Here is a 14,205-nt window from a genome sequence, read left to right as displayed (position 1 = left end):
GCGTCGCTCAGCGCAATCGCCTTTGCTCTTTCCAAGCCGATATAGTTATTGTTGCTGCGGTTCTCAGCCGTCGGTGCGACGGTTGCGTTTGCTGCCGCGGTCTGTGTCTCACTCGGCTGCGCAGCCGCCTCGGTCGAGGGAAACGCGGTGCTCTCCGAGTTCTTGCTGTAGACGGCACCGGTCGTCGCATTGATATCGTACTCGTACTTCACATTGCCCTTCACGAAGTCGACTTCATAGACGGCAACGCCGTTCTCCGTGTCCAGCTTCTCGGCGCTAATGGTAACTTCCGCCTCCGTAAGTCCCGCGTCCTCAAGGGCAATCTTTCTCGCATCCTTCTGCGTGATTGCCGCGGTAATTCCGGTCTTACTTCCGCCCGCGCCAATCAGCTCAATTTTCTTCTTGACGACACTTCCGTCCGAAGCCTGAATCCAATAGCCGTACTCCGTTCCGTTTGCGGTGAATTCCACATCGTAGATAAAATGACCTTGCTCAAAATCAAACTCGGTGCGCACATTCTCTGCCGTGACAGGATCGACGCCCGCATCCGCAAAGGCAAACATCTTCGCCTTATCCGCGCCGATCGAGGTGTTTTCAGCGACCGCGCTGACCGCAAAGGCCGTTCCGGTACCTACAGCAGTCAGGATGGCAAGTGCACAGAGCACGGTAACAGCCGTCTTCTTGGGGGTCGAAAATAAGTTCTTAATCATGGTTTCCGCTCCTTTCGTTTCTCTGCTTTCTTTTGCTTTTGTGTCTTCATTCTATCCGCGGAAGATTAAGCCTTGATTAGTGTTTCAAATTTTTGAAAAAACAAGTGAAAAGGTGCTTCCCTCCCCCAAACGGCTCTCCACCGAGATGCTGCCCTGATGAAACTCCGCAATCTCTTTTGTAAGGGAAAGACCGAGGCCGGTTCCGTTTTTCGTTCTGGAGCGCTCCGCGCGGTAAAAGCGGTCAAACACCTTGGCGATATCTTCCGCCGCAATACCGATGCCGTCATCTTTCACCTCTAATACAATCCGCTCCTCCGTTTCGTAGAGGGAGACCCGGATTCTACCGTTTTCGTTTCCGTAGCGATAGGCATTCAATATCAGATTGGAGACGGCGCGTTCCAAGAGACTCCGGTTGGCGTGCATGCAAATTCCGTCCGCAATCTCACTCGAAAGGACAATGCCCTTCTCGCGAATTAACGCGAGGTCCTCACAAATCGAGCGGAGCAGCGCCGACAGATCCAAACTCTCCTTCGGATAGTTTTCCGGTCGCATTTCGAGGCGCGCCAAATCCAGCATCTGATTGATCAGCGTGGTCATTTTTCTGCCCTGGGCATGAATGTTCCGAATGCTGTCCGCATATTCCCCCGCATCGACATCGTTCTCCAAAGAGTACTCGCACTGCGCCATGATAACCGCCATCGGCGTTCTGAGCTCATGGGAGACATCCGAGGTGAAACGCTTTTCTTTTTCAAAGGAATCCTCAAGTCTTGCAAACATCAGGTTAAAACTGTCCGCAAGTTGATGCAGCTCGTCTTTGCCGGGTTTTAACTCGATTCGTTTTTTCAGATCGTTTCCTTGTGTGATGGCGGAAACCGTATCCGATATCTCTTGAATCGGGCTCAGCGCCCGCTTTGCGATTGCGCTTCCCCCGAGTATGGCCAGAAGGCCGATCAGCGGCAGCACGGTGAGGGAGAGCCGCGTGATATTCGTGAGTTCTTCCTTGCCCTGGGTCTCCGCAACCACGCCCCGCAGCCAGAGCCCTTGAAGCCCCGCAGCGCTGAGTTCCCGGTCATAGATGTAATAACGGATTCCCTTCACCTTCACCGTATGTAAGGTCATATTTTTTAACGCGACTTCGGAACTCTGTTTGGCAACCGGATTTTCCCCGTAGAGCATAAAGAGCTTGCTGTCGTAGAGCGCGGTGTAGACCTCATTTACGGATTCCAAGAAGTCATCGTCCACTTCCAGAAAGCCTTCCCCGTACCGAATGAAGTGATCCACATCATTCGGTACCGCAATTTCATCCATGCTGTTGTAGTACTCAATCTCATCGACATTGTTTTCCACGGTCTCAATCAGATTGTCTTTGATGGTCTTCTGGAGCACCTTATTACTCACGGTGAGGATGCAGACATAGGTCAGTGAGACCACGGCAATCAGTGCCGCCGCAAACCAGAGGGTAATGCGCGCCCGAATGGACAGGCGATTCATACGGGTCTGTCCTCTGCGAGAACATAGCCTCTACCCCGCACCGTATGAATCAGTTTTTTATCAAAGCCGTCATCAACCTTGCGGCGCAAATAGCTGATGTACACATCGACCACGTTGGTGCCGCCCTCGTAGTCAAAGTTCCAGATGTGGTTCTCGATTTTTTCACGGCTTAACACCAGCCCGCTGTTTCGCATGAGGTACTCAAGTAGGGCGTATTCCTTTCCGGAGAGGCTGATGTCTTTGCCCGCACGCTTTACCGTCTGCCCGCTGCAATCCAGCGTGAGGTCCGCGACCGCAATCACATTCTCCGCCATACCGAAGGGCACGCGTGTAATGGCGCGAAGTCTGGCGCTCAGTTCCTCAAAGGCAAAGGGTTTTACCAGATAGTCGTTTGCGCCGCTGTCTAAGCCCTTCACCCGGTCGGACACGGCATCCTTCGCGGTGAGGAAGAGAGCGGGCGTCGTCTTTCCCGCCTCCCGAAGCGAACGGAGCACCGCGAAGCCGTCCGCCTTCGGCATCATAATATCCAGAATGACAGCGTCGTAGTCCGTATAGGAAAGAACGGAAATCGCCTCCTCGCCGTCGTAGCAGCAGTCCACACTGTACCCGTCCGATGTGAGCTTTTTCGCAATGATCTCGTTCAGGCTGCGTTCATCTTCCGCAATCAGGATTCTCACGGCTTCTGCCTCCTTTGTCTTAATCTCATCGATTATACTTGGGAAACATTAGTATCTCATTAAAGCAGAGAAATGAGAAGGTTCATTCTTCCGCACAGCAAAAAAGCAAGCCCTAGAAAAGGCTTGCTTTTTACGCTTTTTCTCGTGAATCCGCTTTTCCTTCACCGATTCCTTTTTCTCCGAGCCGCTTTTCGCTCTATTATCATGTCTCTTTCGATCCGAAGCGACAAGCAGCTTATAAATCCTGTTTGCTTGCTATCTCAGCCTTCCTTCTCTCGGACATAGAGCGGCGGCTCTGTCCGCACGCCGTCCGCAAATCCCTCCCGCCTTAGCGTCACAAAATCCATATAGCAGACGCGATGCAAAAGATGACGGCAGGCATTGTAAATCTCCTGAAAATACGCGCGACAGTTCTCCTCCGGTACGTCCAAGATGATAAGGTAGGACTGGGTTCCGTCCTCGTCGCTCTTTAGAAGCAAGTCCAGCATGGCAATTTCCCGCCGCGACTTTGCATAGGCAAGCAGCGCGCTCTTAAGAGCCGTCACTTCTTCGTTTTCCGCCGGGTAGCCGAGCATCATCTTGCTATCCCGCTCCACGGTCTTACTCTGCATCTTGGCCTCTCCGAACTCGCTCTGATAACCCGGGGAATTTTGTATACTGCGGATGATGTCGGGCGAGACGTAGAATAATTGCGGTCCGTAGGGATTGATCACAAAGCCCTCGTTTTCCCGCAGCATCCCGACGAGCTGCGGAAAATGAAGAACCATGGTCTCCCGCTTCCAGCCGTTTGCCCCCTGCGCTTCCATCCGTCGTATGGCATCCCAATCCGTATAGACCGGCAGGGCTTCCTCTCCGTGATCCAGAGTGACGCGGGCAATACCGAATTGCATTCCCTTTTTTAAGGTCATCGTGCCGCTCCCCTCGGGCAGGCTTCCGTCCGTTCGCACCGCGAGAAGATAGTGGCTCCGCACCAGTTCACGGAAAAAGAGGTTCAGAAACTCCCCTTCCTGCTGAAAGCGAAATACGACCCGCGTGAGCCCCAGAAGATAGGGATTTTCAATCGGCCGGTTCACATCGACCTCAATCTGATAGGGAATATTCGTAATCAGGGCATAGGTCCAATCGAGAGATAAGCCCTCTTTTCCCGAAAAGAAGAGCTTCGTGTTCGCGCCGCTTCCCTCTATCTCCTCTAAGACCGGGTGGGAGATGTTCCCGTCGCGGTGTAACACCGTGACCCGCTCACCGACCGCGGCCTCGCCAAAGAGCTCTCCCTCGGCATAAAAGCGTTCTCCGGCGTCCGGCAAAACTCGCTCCGCCATCAGCGTGAAGCGCGCAGGCGCCTTTTGCGGCGTATTTGCAGGCTGTGCTTCCGGCTGCTGTTGTTCCGATCCGTCCGGCTCCTTTTTGCCGCCGAAGAAATTCTTCAGTGAATCAAACATTTCGTGCTTCCTCCCCGTTTCCGTATATCTTGACGGTCAGTAACAGTTTCTCCGCCAGCCGTACCGCCTCATCACAGTGTTCCCTTTTAAGCAGAAATACGCCATGCGTCTCGCTGAACATATCGAGCTCCGCAAGACAGTAATCGCTCCACTGTGCACTCAGCTCCCGGCACCAGCCCTCTATGTCGCCGGGAGCATCGTGCAAACCGTCTTCTCGGATTACCAGCCGATACCCTTTGCAGAGCTTTCCGATCAGCGTAAGGAAGCTTTCCTTGTCACACTTCCACTCAAGTTCAACCGCTCTTCTTTGCTCCAACATCTCCTCGTAGAGCGCATTCCGCGCTTCTTCCGCCGCTTCAAGGCTGTCAGGTTTATGCTTTTTTAAAAAGCGCTTGGTTCGCTCGCTATCACCGAGCAAAAGCAGAGCGAGATCTCGAAAATCCGCCTGAATCGCCTTGCCGTCCACACGCTGCACCTCGATATATCTGCTTGCTTCCGGAAGCTTTAAGCTTCTCACAAAGTTCCGCAGAATCTGCACCGCCTCCGGATAGCCGAGTGCCGGAATCATATAGAATCTGCCATCCACATCCAGATATAAGTCGACACAGTCCTTTTTCTTATTGACAGTCACCTTCATCCGCGTGCAACCCTGAATTGCCTGCGGCGGGGTCAGTTCCATGTACGGAATGTATCCGTCCTGCATCGCTTTCAGCGTGTTATCGATTCCGATTATATGAAAGCCGTTCCGGTTATAGTTCGGCTCCTTCATATGCCAGTCTTCGTAGTTTTGAAAGAGAACCCGCTGCATCCAGCTGTTAAAACTCCTGTCCCTCATCTTTTCCTGCTCCTTACGGACGTATCACCTGCGGTATTTCTTCTGCCCGCAGCACTTCTTTTCCACAGCGGAATTCCTCGTAGCGAAGGCCGCGCCCGTCAAGCGCCATCTCCCCGACCTGATTGTCATAGGGGTCTGCGCGAAATTCCGGTTCCGGGAAGCCCATCTCCCCAAGTATACGCGCATTTGCCGCCATGCGCCATGGGTCTACATTGCCGAAGTAGAAGCAATGCAACCGTTCGTCTCCGCGCTTCCAAGCGGAACCTCCGTAGGATAAATCCGCGGCCCGCCAACCGAACGAGGGAGTGTAGAATCGTACCCAATCATGGGCGCCGATAAACTTAGGCTCTGTCTTTAAGCCGCTCTCCCAGCGCGCCGGGATTCCGACCGACTCGCAGAGCGATAGGAATAAAAGCGCCTGAATGCCGCAGTCGCCGACGCGGTCCATAGCGCAGCGCTCCGCCATCCTGTCCAGACAAAAATAAGAGGGCATGAAGCTGTAGCGCACCTTCTTGGTGATGAAATCGTAAAAGCACTTTGCCTTGACAAGGGGTTCCGTCACGCCCGCGGTGAGCTCCGCGGCAAGGCTCCTCAGATATGCGCTCGGCGGAAACAAGGCACTGTCATATCCGCTCTCGGCCCGCTTTTCTACACCGTACTTTGTTGTCCCATTTTCCGACTGCTCCACCTTTCTGCCCTCGGCTTGCATTCTCTCCGCAAGCCCGTAGACATCGCGGTAGCGCTCGGTATGCAAAAAGCGATAGCTTACAATAAAGGGATGGTTTTCCCCGAGCCTTTCCTCCCAAAAGACAACGCGCTGCGCCGCGCTTCCCGCGCCGAGCTGCCCGCCGGCACTCATTTCTTCGAGCGCAATATCGATCTGCTCTTCCGTAACACGCGGCAGAGGAAGGTAAGCCCGAATAAGAGCCCCTTCCCGGAAAAATGCCTCCTCCAGCTCGAGCTCCGCGCGCACTGTGATGCGCACAGAGAGTTCCCCTTGCGCCCGCATCTTTTCCGCACTCTCTTGCAGCAGCCTGCGGTCACTGCCGGGAATACAGTGCCCCTGCTTAGCAACAGCCTCAGCAAAGAAGGAATCGGTCTTACAGAGTGAGTCAAAGAAGCGACCGAAAAAGCGAGCTTCCCCGTCCAGATAACGCCAAAAAAGTTTGCCTTTCATGAGAAGGGAATCAAAGTCCGCCTCCGAAAAATTCGGAACATAGCGCCGCACAAGTTCCAACGCTTCCGCCCTTGTATAGGGATACTCCGTGGGCAAACGGCGCAGTATTTCCAGCTCCGCGCGGAAGCGCCGCCGCTCCTCCGGAAGACACTCTCCCGTCTCAAGCAAATGCTGCAAATACGCCTCTGCCTCTTCTAAATTCCCGCGCTCCTTCATCTGCTGCACAGGAGACGGAAGCGGCAGGTACATGCTTTCAAAAATCTTTTTCCTCATTGCACTCTCCTTCTCAGTCAACGGCAAAGGGATGCCCGCATTGCGGACATCCCAAGTAAGATACACTGTCACAAAGACTCTGCTGCTATAGGAATAGCCGCAGCAAAGCGCCCATACCAAGTCCGCAGAAGTTTCCGATTGCCGCGCCGAGCACGCCCATCAATACGCCGATTCCGGCATAGGAAGCGTCATACGCAGAGGCCACAATGGGTGCGGAGGCCGAACCGCCGATGTTTGCGAGCGATGCCGTCGAGACCATGCAGAGATCCCAGTGGAAGACCTTCGAGAGCAGATACATGAGCACCACATGAATCACCAGGATGAAGAGTCCGTATACCACCCACATGGGCGCCGAGAGCAGGTCGGATACCGACGCGGTCGATGCGAGCAGCGAGACCACCACATAGAGGTATACATTCGAGAGCTCTTCGACCGCCGGGAGCTTGCCGAGCGAAGTGCCCGCACAGATGAGTCCCAGGATACTGACAAAGACCGTCGTCAGGGTTCCCTTGTCAAACATACCGAGCCCCACGCCCGCGAGTGCCGCATTGCAGCTCTTTCCGACCATCTGAGAGAGAGCCGAAACCATGAGCGAAAGGCCGATCAGGAAAATCCAGTCCGCACTGGTCGCAGCCTTCTTCTCCTTTGCGACCTCGGCATTTGCACTCTCCGCAATGGCCTGCAACGTCGAAGTGTCTGCCTTGACCGAAGTGTTCCAGCGCCCCGCGTACTTCACCGCGAGCAGGAGGAGCGCAATCCAGACCGAGTAGCAAACGGTATCCAACGCAAGCGCGCAGCTGTACGCACCGGCATCGACCGGAAGCGCCGCCTGCATGGCAGCCATGTTAGCCGAACCGCCGACCCAGGAAGCATAGAGCGCCGCAACCGCGCCCCAGGTATCCGTGCCGAGCGTCCCCTTAAAAATCGGGTAGCCGATCAGGAAGCCGATTGCTAAGGTCAGCGAACAGCCGAGGAAAATAGCCACCATGCGCCCGCCGAGCTTTGATAGCTTCTTAAAGTCGCAGCGAAGCAGCATGACAAAAATCATGGCGTAGAGAATGTTGTTTTTGAGCGCCGAGTAGGTATTTGCGCAGGCCTCGGAATTGTAGAGTCCCATGGTGCAAAAGACCATGTTCAGCACATAAATCCAGACCAGCGGCGGCACAATGTTAAAAATCTTTGCCTTGGTCTTTTTCTCCAGGAACAGCAGCATCCCGGCAAGGAAAATAAGAAACGCAATGTAGGTAAACCCGTTGGTAATCATCTCTTTCTCCCCCAATTTTTATTGTTTGATGCTCAATCCAGGTAACGCAAGCCCTCCACGCCGCGGATGCCCATGCCGGCCTCATCCGAAACCGTGATAAACTTCTCTTCAAAACGCGCACCGCCCAGTATCGGGTCCTCACTGCAGAGCACCGGACCATCCAAATCGATGCGGGTAAAGACTTTCTTCGCGCAGGCAAGCTCCACCGCCGCATTCACCGAAATCTTCGCCTCCAGCATGCAGCCGATCATGCACTCCACACCGTAAATCTCCGCCGCAGCCACAATCTTCAGTGCGTTATAAATACCGCCGCACTTCATAAGTTTAATGTTGATAAGGTCCGCCGCCCGCTGTTCCAGTACCCGCATCGCATCGCGCGGAGAGAATACACTTTCATCTGCCAGTACGGGCACAAAGCTATGCTCGGTCACGTATTTGAGGCCCTCAATATCGTGCGCCTTGACCGGCTGCTCGACAAATTCAAGCTTGAGTCCCTGCTCCTGCATCTCATTTAAGATGCGCACCGCCTGCTTTGGCTCCCAGGCCTGATTTGCGTCAATGCGGAGGCGGATGTCGGCGCCCGCGACCTCACGCACTGCCCGAAGCCGCGCCACATCGAGCGTCGGGTCTGCGCCGACCTTTACTTTCAGGCAGTCATAGCCGCGTGCAATCGCCGTTCCGGCATCCCGCGCCATCTCCTCCGGCTCGTTCACGCTGATGGTGATATCCGTGACCAGCTGTTTTCGCGCGCCGCCGAGGAGTTTATAGACCGGAAGCTTATAAAGCTGTCCGTAGAGATCCCAGAGTGCCATATCCGCCGCGGCCTTCGCGCTGCTGTTTCCGTGTACACAGGACTGAACAAGTTGCATCAAATCTTCAAAGGCATCGATATCTTTGCCGAGGAGGTTCGGGATGATGTGATCCTTCAGCGCCCCGACTATGGCACCTGTGGTATGCCCGGTCACCGCGCCCGTCGGCGGCGCCTCGCCGTAGCCCACCGCTCCCGTGTCGGTGTGAATCTCGAGGATGATATCCTCGACACTCGTCACCGTGCGAAGCGCTGTCTTAAACGGAACCCGCAGCGGCACCGAAATGCTTCCGAGCCGAATCTCCGTGATTTTCATGCCCCTCCTCCTTATCCCCCGGCGACATGCGCGAGTTTTCGCTTCCGTGACCTTCCTTATCTTTCACCGCAAGCTGACCCGATTCACGCCCTGAGTTTAGGATTATTATACAATGATACTGTTTAATCAGCAATCATTTTATGCATTTTGACAGCCTTCTCTGAGCGGAAAGACAAGTCCGAACAGAGAGATAAGCCCAAAAGAAAAACCGGCCCGCAAATCCGTGTGAAATAGGACCTGCGGACCGGCTTATCGGCCGTTTTCCGAGTTTTCGCCGCCTTACTACTGTACCTTTCTCCCGCGCGCAAGAAGCTCCGCCGGCAGATTGAGAGAAGCTTCTCTGCACCACTCCGCTACGCCGGTTTTCGGACTGTATTCGTAGGCAATCCCCGCCTGCAAAAGTTTTCTTCCCGTCGCAAAGACCTCACAGTCCGCTGGCAGACCCCGGAGCGACGAAAGGTCTTCGAGGCTGTCACAGTTCCCGAGCCTTACGTATCTCAGTTGATGCAAAGTGTCGAGCGAAACGAGCGTCCGCAACTTGGCGCAGTACTCCAGGCATAACGACTCTAAGTTTCCGAGCTCTGCCAGAAACGAAAAATCCGTCCAGGAGGAATTGTTTTTCACGCGAAGCGCCCGAAGCGAGGACAGTGCTTCCAGTCCGGCAGGGCTGTTCGGCCGGTTGCCGTATATATAGAGGGAAGTGAGTTTAAGCTTGCCGATGCAAGCAAAAGACTCCAGTGTGGTTCCGTTCAGCGAAAGGGCTTTAAGCCGCGTAAGCGCAGAAAGGCAAGCGCCGCTCTTTTTATTTAATCTGCCGGAAAGGCTAAGTTCCTCCAGTGTATCCGCATATTCCGGGAGCGCTGTGAAATCCGGTTCCGTGAGACCGAGGCTACGCAATCGTTTCAGCGCTTTTAAGTCATGAAGCCCCTCGCCGAAGCAGCCCGAGACCGCTTCGCTAACCCGCTGCAATTCCGGAAGGCCTCCAAGCTGCCCCGGCTCCGTCGCACAAAATTCAATTTCCGGGCGAAGGCGAAATAAGTCATTGAGCTTCTCCAAATCCGCCGCATCCGGTCGATAACCTCCCCAGGCGCGAATCAGCCGTAGTCCGGCATCCGACAACAAATCCGCCAAGTCTTCCGACGTGAGCGCCGCTTCAAAGTACGCTGTGTCGCCGCTGATTTTCTCGATCATTGCTATCAACACTCTCTTCCGTAAGCTGTTTTTACATCTGTCTCATGTGCCGGAATCGCGGCAATCGCTGCCTCCAAGGCTCTCACAATGTCGTCAAGCGGCATGGACGGGACGCCGGGTTTATCCGCTGTCTGCTCCGGGATATAGGGCACATGAATGAATCCGGCCTTGGCGTCCTTATGATGTCGATTCAGATGATACAAAACGCCGTACATCAAATGATTGCAGACATAGGTTCCCGCGGTATTCGAGAGGGCCGAGGGTAGCCCGGCTTCCCGTATGGCCTCTGCCATCGCTTTTACCGGCAGGGTCGCAAAATAGGCGTTTTCGCCGTCCGCAAAAATCGGGACATCAATCGGCTGCTGTCCCGCATTGTCCGGGATTCGCGCATCGTCCACATTGATGGCAACACGCTCCGGCGTAACCGCAGCTCTGCCACCCGCCTGCCCGACCGAGAGCACAAAGTCCGGTTGCTCACGCTCTATGGCTTCCGCAACCAGCCGTACGGACTCTCCGAAGACAGTCGGGACTTCGAGCTTAACAATTTCCATGCCGGCAATCTCGGATTTCACGCGCTTCACCGCCTCCAGTGCAGGGTTAATTGCCTCGCCGTCAAACGGCGTAAAGCCGGTCAGCAACAACTTCATATCGCTCCTCCTGTAGACTTCCTTCAATCAAACCGCTTCCGAACAGAAACTCTGCTTTCGCTTTATCGGTAATGAATCAACATCACAGCCTTGGCGTCCTTCTTACCGACATTCTTATAGGAATGGGATACGGAGCCATCAAAGCAGATGGCATCGTCTTTCTTTAGGAAGTACTCCTCACCTCCGGTTTCCAGAATCAGCTCTCCCTTCAGCACCATCAGATACTCAAAGCTGTTCGTGGAATGCCCGCCGGAAGTGTGCTCGCAGCCCGGCTCTGCTTCCATCTGGTACAGCTCAAAGTTTCGATCCGCGGTCTTCGCATAATAGTGAAAGATATGGTACTTGTCCTCCGAAAGCGCGGAAATCTCCTTTTTCCGAATTTGAACCGTAGCCTTTTCCTGCGTTTCCAAGAGCGCGGAATACGGCAGCTGCAGCGCTCCCGCAATCTTCCATATCGTATTGATGGTGGGGTTCGCCTCCCCCTTTTCGATCTGCGAGAGCACTACCTTGCTGACGCCTGCCAGATTAGACAGCTGACCCAGTGTCAGATTTCTTTCGTTTCTCAAACGCTTCAGATTGTATGCGATGATTTCTCCGGCTTCCATGGCAGCCTCCGTGATTTAAAAATTATAATTTACATCTTGTGTGTTTTATTTTTCAGTGGTATTCTGTTCCCATTCATTTTATTTTACACTTTGTTCGTTTTAGTTTCAAGGAGGGGATGATGAAACAAAAAGCTCTGAAAGCTGCCTTTCCCTATACGCTACCAATCTTTGCCGGCTTTTGGTTCCTGGCGCTTGCCTACGGCATCCTGATGAATGTGAACGGCTTTTCCTTTGTTTACCCTATGTTCATGAGTATGCTCATCTACGGCGGCTCCCTGGAATTCATTGCTGTCTCCATGCTGATGTCAACCTTTGCGCCGCTGACCACGCTTACCGTGACTCTCTTGGTTCAGGCAAGGCACCTCTTTTACGGCATTACCATGTTGGACCGCTTCAAAGGAATGGGTTGGAAGAAGTTCTATCTGATTTTCGGTATGTGCGATGAAACTTTTTCGATTAACTATACGGCAGATATACCCGCCGATGTGGACCGCGGCTGGTTTATGTTCTTTGTGACCCTCTTGAATCACATCTACTGGGTTTCCGGCGCAACACTCGGCGGCCTGATCGGCTCTCTCCTCAAGTTTAACACCGAAGGCCTCGACTTTGTCATGACCGCCATGTTTGTGACCATCTTCATGAACCAATGGATGAAGGAGAAGAAAAAATACACGGGCCTCATCGGAATCGGCGGAAGTCTACTCTGCTTACTCCTCTTCGGTGCGGATGCTTTCATGCTCCCTGCCATGCTTGTGATTTTACTCCTCTTAACAGTATTCCGAAAACCGATTGAGATAGCCTACGCGGAAGGAGACGCATCCGAATGAGTCCCATGAGCCTACCCGAACAAATTGCCACCATCGCCATCTGTATCTTCGGCACCATGCTGACAAGGTTTCTGCCCTTCCTCATCTTTTCCTCCAAAAAGCCCACGCCGAAAACAGTTCAATATCTCGGCAAGGCACTGCCTTGCGCGGTGTTCGGTCTTTTGGTGGTATACTGCCTAAAGCACGTCTCCGTTTTCTCCGGCGCTCACGGAATTCCGGAGTTCATTGCAATCGCAGTCACCGCCGCCCTGCACCTATGGAAAAAGCAAATGCTGCTCTCCATTGCCGCAGGCACGGTCGTATACATGCTCTTACTGCAGCTTGTTTTTTAGCCTAAGCGAAAAGCGTCAGCGTTAGCTCCAAATGTTCGCATTCCCATTTCGGGATTGCACTTTGCTTCCGTCCGCCGCCATTACCTTTGTTCCTACTTCAAGATCTGCACCCGTTTTCACGCTGTCTCAAACTTGGGTGTGGTAAAGAAAATGAACGCAGAGAACCCGCAAGTCTCCGGGATGGCAGACTTGCGGGTTCTTTTTTGATTCTTTTTCAATTCTTTTTCGGTTCTGATGCGAGTTCTCTTTCAAAGCTTAGCTGAGCTTCCAGATGAAGTAGCCAAAGGGCGGCATTTGATATCCGCCGCTTAAGGGTACCTGCCCGCCGCGCAAAAGATCCGTCGCCGTGCCTGCATCCGCCCCGTTAAAGTGCGCGTGATACGCTTTATCCTCGGCATTTAAACCGATCCAAATTCGCTCGCCCTCAAACTCCCGCTGAAATACCAGCTGACGGTTCGTTAGCACAATGCTCTTATAATCGCCGTGCGTGAGCGCCTTATGGCTCTTATGAATTTCCGCAAAGGAGGCGATTGCATCCGTGAGCTCGTTCCACTCGGGCGAAGCAAGTTCCGGGCGGAGGGCATCATCGCTGCCATGGCCTTTTTCGCCCAAAACGCCCCACTCGCTGCCGTAATAAATGCAGGGGATGCCCGGCATGCCGAAGAGCAGGCAGTAGAGCAACGGCAGATGCCGCTTTTCCCTTAGGATGCTCGCGACACGGGTCACATCGTGATTGTCCGCAAAGCTGAGCAGATGCTCGCCCTTATAGATGGCATGACTTTCTTTTCCGAATTGACGATTCAGCGCATAGTTGATTTCAAAGAGGTTCAGGTCGTTAAAGCTCGAGTACAGCCCCTTATAACACTCATAGTTCGTACAGCTATGCAGCATCTCGGGATTTACGATGCGCTTATAGTCGCCGAACAGAATCTCACCGAGCAGGAAGAAGTCCGGCTTCACAGAATCGCAGAACGCGCGAAGCTTTCGCATAAAGTTCGGATTCAGACAGTAGGCCACATCCAAGCGCAGACCGTCAATCTGAAATTCCTCAATCCAGGCTTTGATGCAGGAGAAAAGGTAATCCGTCACCTGTGGATTATCAAGGTTTAACTTGACCAGTTCAAAGTGTCCTTCCCAGCCCTCATACCAGAAGCCGTCGTTATAATTGGAATTTCCGTCGAAGTGGATGTAAAACCAATCCTTATATTGAGACTGCTCCCGCTTTTGAAGCACATCTTGAAACGCCCAGAAGCCGCGTCCCACATGATTAAAGACACCGTCCAAGACCACATGAATCCCGTTCTCTTTGAGTGCCTTGCAGACTTCCGCAAAATCCGCATTGCTGCCGAGGCGGCAATCAATCTTCGTATAGTCCCGCGTATCGTAGCCGTGGCGGTCGGATTCAAATACCGGCGAAAAATAGACCGCATCCGCATGCAGGCGCTTTAAATGCGGAATCCACTCAACGACCTTCCGAATTCGAGGAACCAGCACACCGTCGTTCTCCTTCGGGGCGCCGCAAAAGCCCAGGGGATAAATCTGATAAAACACACTCTCCGTTGACCACATATTGACTCTCCTTAACACCGTAATGCCATTCTCCCGATTGCCGT

The 14,205-nt window shown here is 53.5% G+C and carries 14 protein-coding genes; 2 read left to right on the top strand and 12 right to left on the bottom strand.

The window, feature by feature from the left end:
- The 11 genes from HMPREF9623_RS10955 to HMPREF9623_RS07670 all read right to left on the bottom strand — a co-directional run.
- Nucleotides 1-710, bottom strand: a 710-nt coding sequence (locus HMPREF9623_RS10955; protein ID WP_009533340.1) for a PepSY domain-containing protein, incomplete at its 3' end; no start/stop codon positions are given.
- 84 nt (nucleotides 711-794) lie between these two features.
- The gene (locus HMPREF9623_RS07715; RefSeq protein ID WP_009533339.1) at nucleotides 795-2,201 is read right to left on the bottom strand and encodes a sensor histidine kinase; all 1,407 of its coding nucleotides are present in this window, start codon (nucleotides 2,199-2,201) and stop codon (nucleotides 795-797) included.
- Complete coding sequence (locus HMPREF9623_RS07710; RefSeq protein ID WP_009533338.1) at nucleotides 2,198-2,878, bottom strand: response regulator; 681 nt, start codon at nucleotides 2,876-2,878, stop codon at nucleotides 2,198-2,200. The genes HMPREF9623_RS07715 and HMPREF9623_RS07710 overlap by 4 nt, the downstream gene beginning before the upstream one ends.
- Nucleotides 2,879-3,138: 260 nt before the next feature.
- A complete protein-coding gene (locus HMPREF9623_RS07705; RefSeq protein ID WP_009533337.1) occupies nucleotides 3,139-4,317 on the bottom strand; it encodes an SseB family protein in 1,179 nt (392 codons plus the stop codon).
- On the bottom strand, nucleotides 4,310-5,152 hold the full coding sequence (locus HMPREF9623_RS07700; protein ID WP_009533336.1) for a DUF6630 family protein: 843 nt from the start codon (nucleotides 5,150-5,152) through the stop codon (nucleotides 4,310-4,312). The genes HMPREF9623_RS07705 and HMPREF9623_RS07700 overlap by 8 nt, the downstream gene beginning before the upstream one ends.
- Before the next feature lie 13 nt (nucleotides 5,153-5,165).
- Entirely contained in the window at nucleotides 5,166-6,602 is a 1,437-nt protein-coding gene (locus HMPREF9623_RS07695; protein ID WP_009533335.1) for a transglutaminase-like domain-containing protein, read from the bottom strand.
- Nucleotides 6,603-6,687: 85 nt separating this feature from the next.
- Nucleotides 6,688-7,866: a DUF819 family protein gene (locus HMPREF9623_RS07690; protein WP_009533334.1), complete on the bottom strand. Its 1,179-nt coding sequence runs from the start codon at nucleotides 7,864-7,866 to the stop codon at nucleotides 6,688-6,690.
- 32 nt (nucleotides 7,867-7,898) lie between these two features.
- The gene (locus HMPREF9623_RS07685; protein WP_009533333.1) at nucleotides 7,899-8,990 is read right to left on the bottom strand and encodes a dipeptide epimerase; all 1,092 of its coding nucleotides are present in this window, start codon (nucleotides 8,988-8,990) and stop codon (nucleotides 7,899-7,901) included.
- A 282-nt stretch (nucleotides 8,991-9,272) separates the two neighbouring features.
- Entirely contained in the window at nucleotides 9,273-10,181 is a 909-nt protein-coding gene (locus HMPREF9623_RS07680) for a leucine-rich repeat domain-containing protein (RefSeq protein ID WP_009533332.1), read from the bottom strand.
- Nucleotides 10,182-10,186: 5 nt separating this feature from the next.
- The gene (gene pcp, locus HMPREF9623_RS07675; protein WP_009533331.1) at nucleotides 10,187-10,828 is read right to left on the bottom strand and encodes a pyroglutamyl-peptidase I; all 642 of its coding nucleotides are present in this window, start codon (nucleotides 10,826-10,828) and stop codon (nucleotides 10,187-10,189) included.
- A gap of 62 nt (nucleotides 10,829-10,890) precedes the next feature.
- Nucleotides 10,891-11,433: a helix-turn-helix domain-containing protein gene (locus tag HMPREF9623_RS07670; RefSeq protein WP_009533330.1), complete on the bottom strand. Its 543-nt coding sequence runs from the start codon at nucleotides 11,431-11,433 to the stop codon at nucleotides 10,891-10,893.
- Between the two features lie 119 nt (nucleotides 11,434-11,552).
- On the opposite strand from HMPREF9623_RS07670, the gene HMPREF9623_RS07665 reads away from it, so the two are divergent.
- On the top strand, nucleotides 11,553-12,260 hold the full coding sequence (locus HMPREF9623_RS07665) for an AzlC family ABC transporter permease (RefSeq protein WP_009533329.1): 708 nt from the start codon (nucleotides 11,553-11,555) through the stop codon (nucleotides 12,258-12,260).
- A 5-nt stretch (nucleotides 12,261-12,265) separates the two neighbouring features.
- Nucleotides 12,266-12,592, top strand: coding sequence for a branched-chain amino acid transporter permease (locus HMPREF9623_RS07660; RefSeq protein WP_040800129.1), 327 nt, complete (start codon nucleotides 12,266-12,268; stop codon nucleotides 12,590-12,592).
- Nucleotides 12,593-12,847: 255 nt separating this feature from the next.
- Here the strand turns inward: HMPREF9623_RS07660 and HMPREF9623_RS07655 are convergent, their stop codons facing one another.
- Nucleotides 12,848-14,161 (bottom strand): alpha-amylase family glycosyl hydrolase, encoded by a 1,314-nt coding sequence (locus tag HMPREF9623_RS07655; protein WP_009533327.1) that lies wholly within the window; start codon nucleotides 14,159-14,161, stop codon nucleotides 12,848-12,850.
- Between the last annotated feature and the right edge of the window lie 44 nt (nucleotides 14,162-14,205).

Origin of the sequence: Stomatobaculum longum, from assembly GCA_000242235.1 — a bacterium.
GTDB classification, from domain to species: domain Bacteria; phylum Bacillota; class Clostridia; order Lachnospirales; family Lachnospiraceae; genus Moryella; species Moryella longum.
This window is presented reverse-complemented; position numbering and strand designations above follow the sequence as displayed.

Excerpts from the sequence above, each read along its gene's own strand:
- HMPREF9623_RS07715 (WP_009533339.1), bottom strand. The coding sequence starts at position 2,201 with ATGAATCGCCTGTCCATTCGGGCGCGCATTACCCTCTGGTTTGCGGCG.
- HMPREF9623_RS07705 (WP_009533337.1), bottom strand. The coding sequence starts at position 4,317 with ATGTTTGATTCACTGAAGAATTTCTTCGGCGGCAAAAAGGAGCCGGAC.
- HMPREF9623_RS07700 (WP_009533336.1), bottom strand. The coding sequence starts at position 5,152 with ATGAGGGACAGGAGTTTTAACAGCTGGATGCAGCGGGTTCTCTTTCAA.
- HMPREF9623_RS07695 (WP_009533335.1), bottom strand. The coding sequence starts at position 6,602 with ATGAGGAAAAAGATTTTTGAAAGCATGTACCTGCCGCTTCCGTCTCCT.
- HMPREF9623_RS07690 (WP_009533334.1), bottom strand. The coding sequence starts at position 7,866 with ATGATTACCAACGGGTTTACCTACATTGCGTTTCTTATTTTCCTTGCC.
- HMPREF9623_RS07685 (WP_009533333.1), bottom strand. The coding sequence starts at position 8,990 with ATGAAAATCACGGAGATTCGGCTCGGAAGCATTTCGGTGCCGCTGCGG.
- HMPREF9623_RS07680 (WP_009533332.1), bottom strand. The coding sequence starts at position 10,181 with ATGATCGAGAAAATCAGCGGCGACACAGCGTACTTTGAAGCGGCGCTC.
- pcp (WP_009533331.1), bottom strand. The coding sequence starts at position 10,828 with ATGAAGTTGTTGCTGACCGGCTTTACGCCGTTTGACGGCGAGGCAATT.
- HMPREF9623_RS07670 (WP_009533330.1), bottom strand. The coding sequence starts at position 11,433 with ATGGAAGCCGGAGAAATCATCGCATACAATCTGAAGCGTTTGAGAAAC.
- HMPREF9623_RS07665 (WP_009533329.1), top strand. The coding sequence starts at position 11,553 with ATGAAACAAAAAGCTCTGAAAGCTGCCTTTCCCTATACGCTACCAATC.
- HMPREF9623_RS07660 (WP_040800129.1), top strand. The coding sequence starts at position 12,266 with ATGAGCCTACCCGAACAAATTGCCACCATCGCCATCTGTATCTTCGGC.
- HMPREF9623_RS07655 (WP_009533327.1), bottom strand. The coding sequence starts at position 14,161 with ATGTGGTCAACGGAGAGTGTGTTTTATCAGATTTATCCCCTGGGCTTT.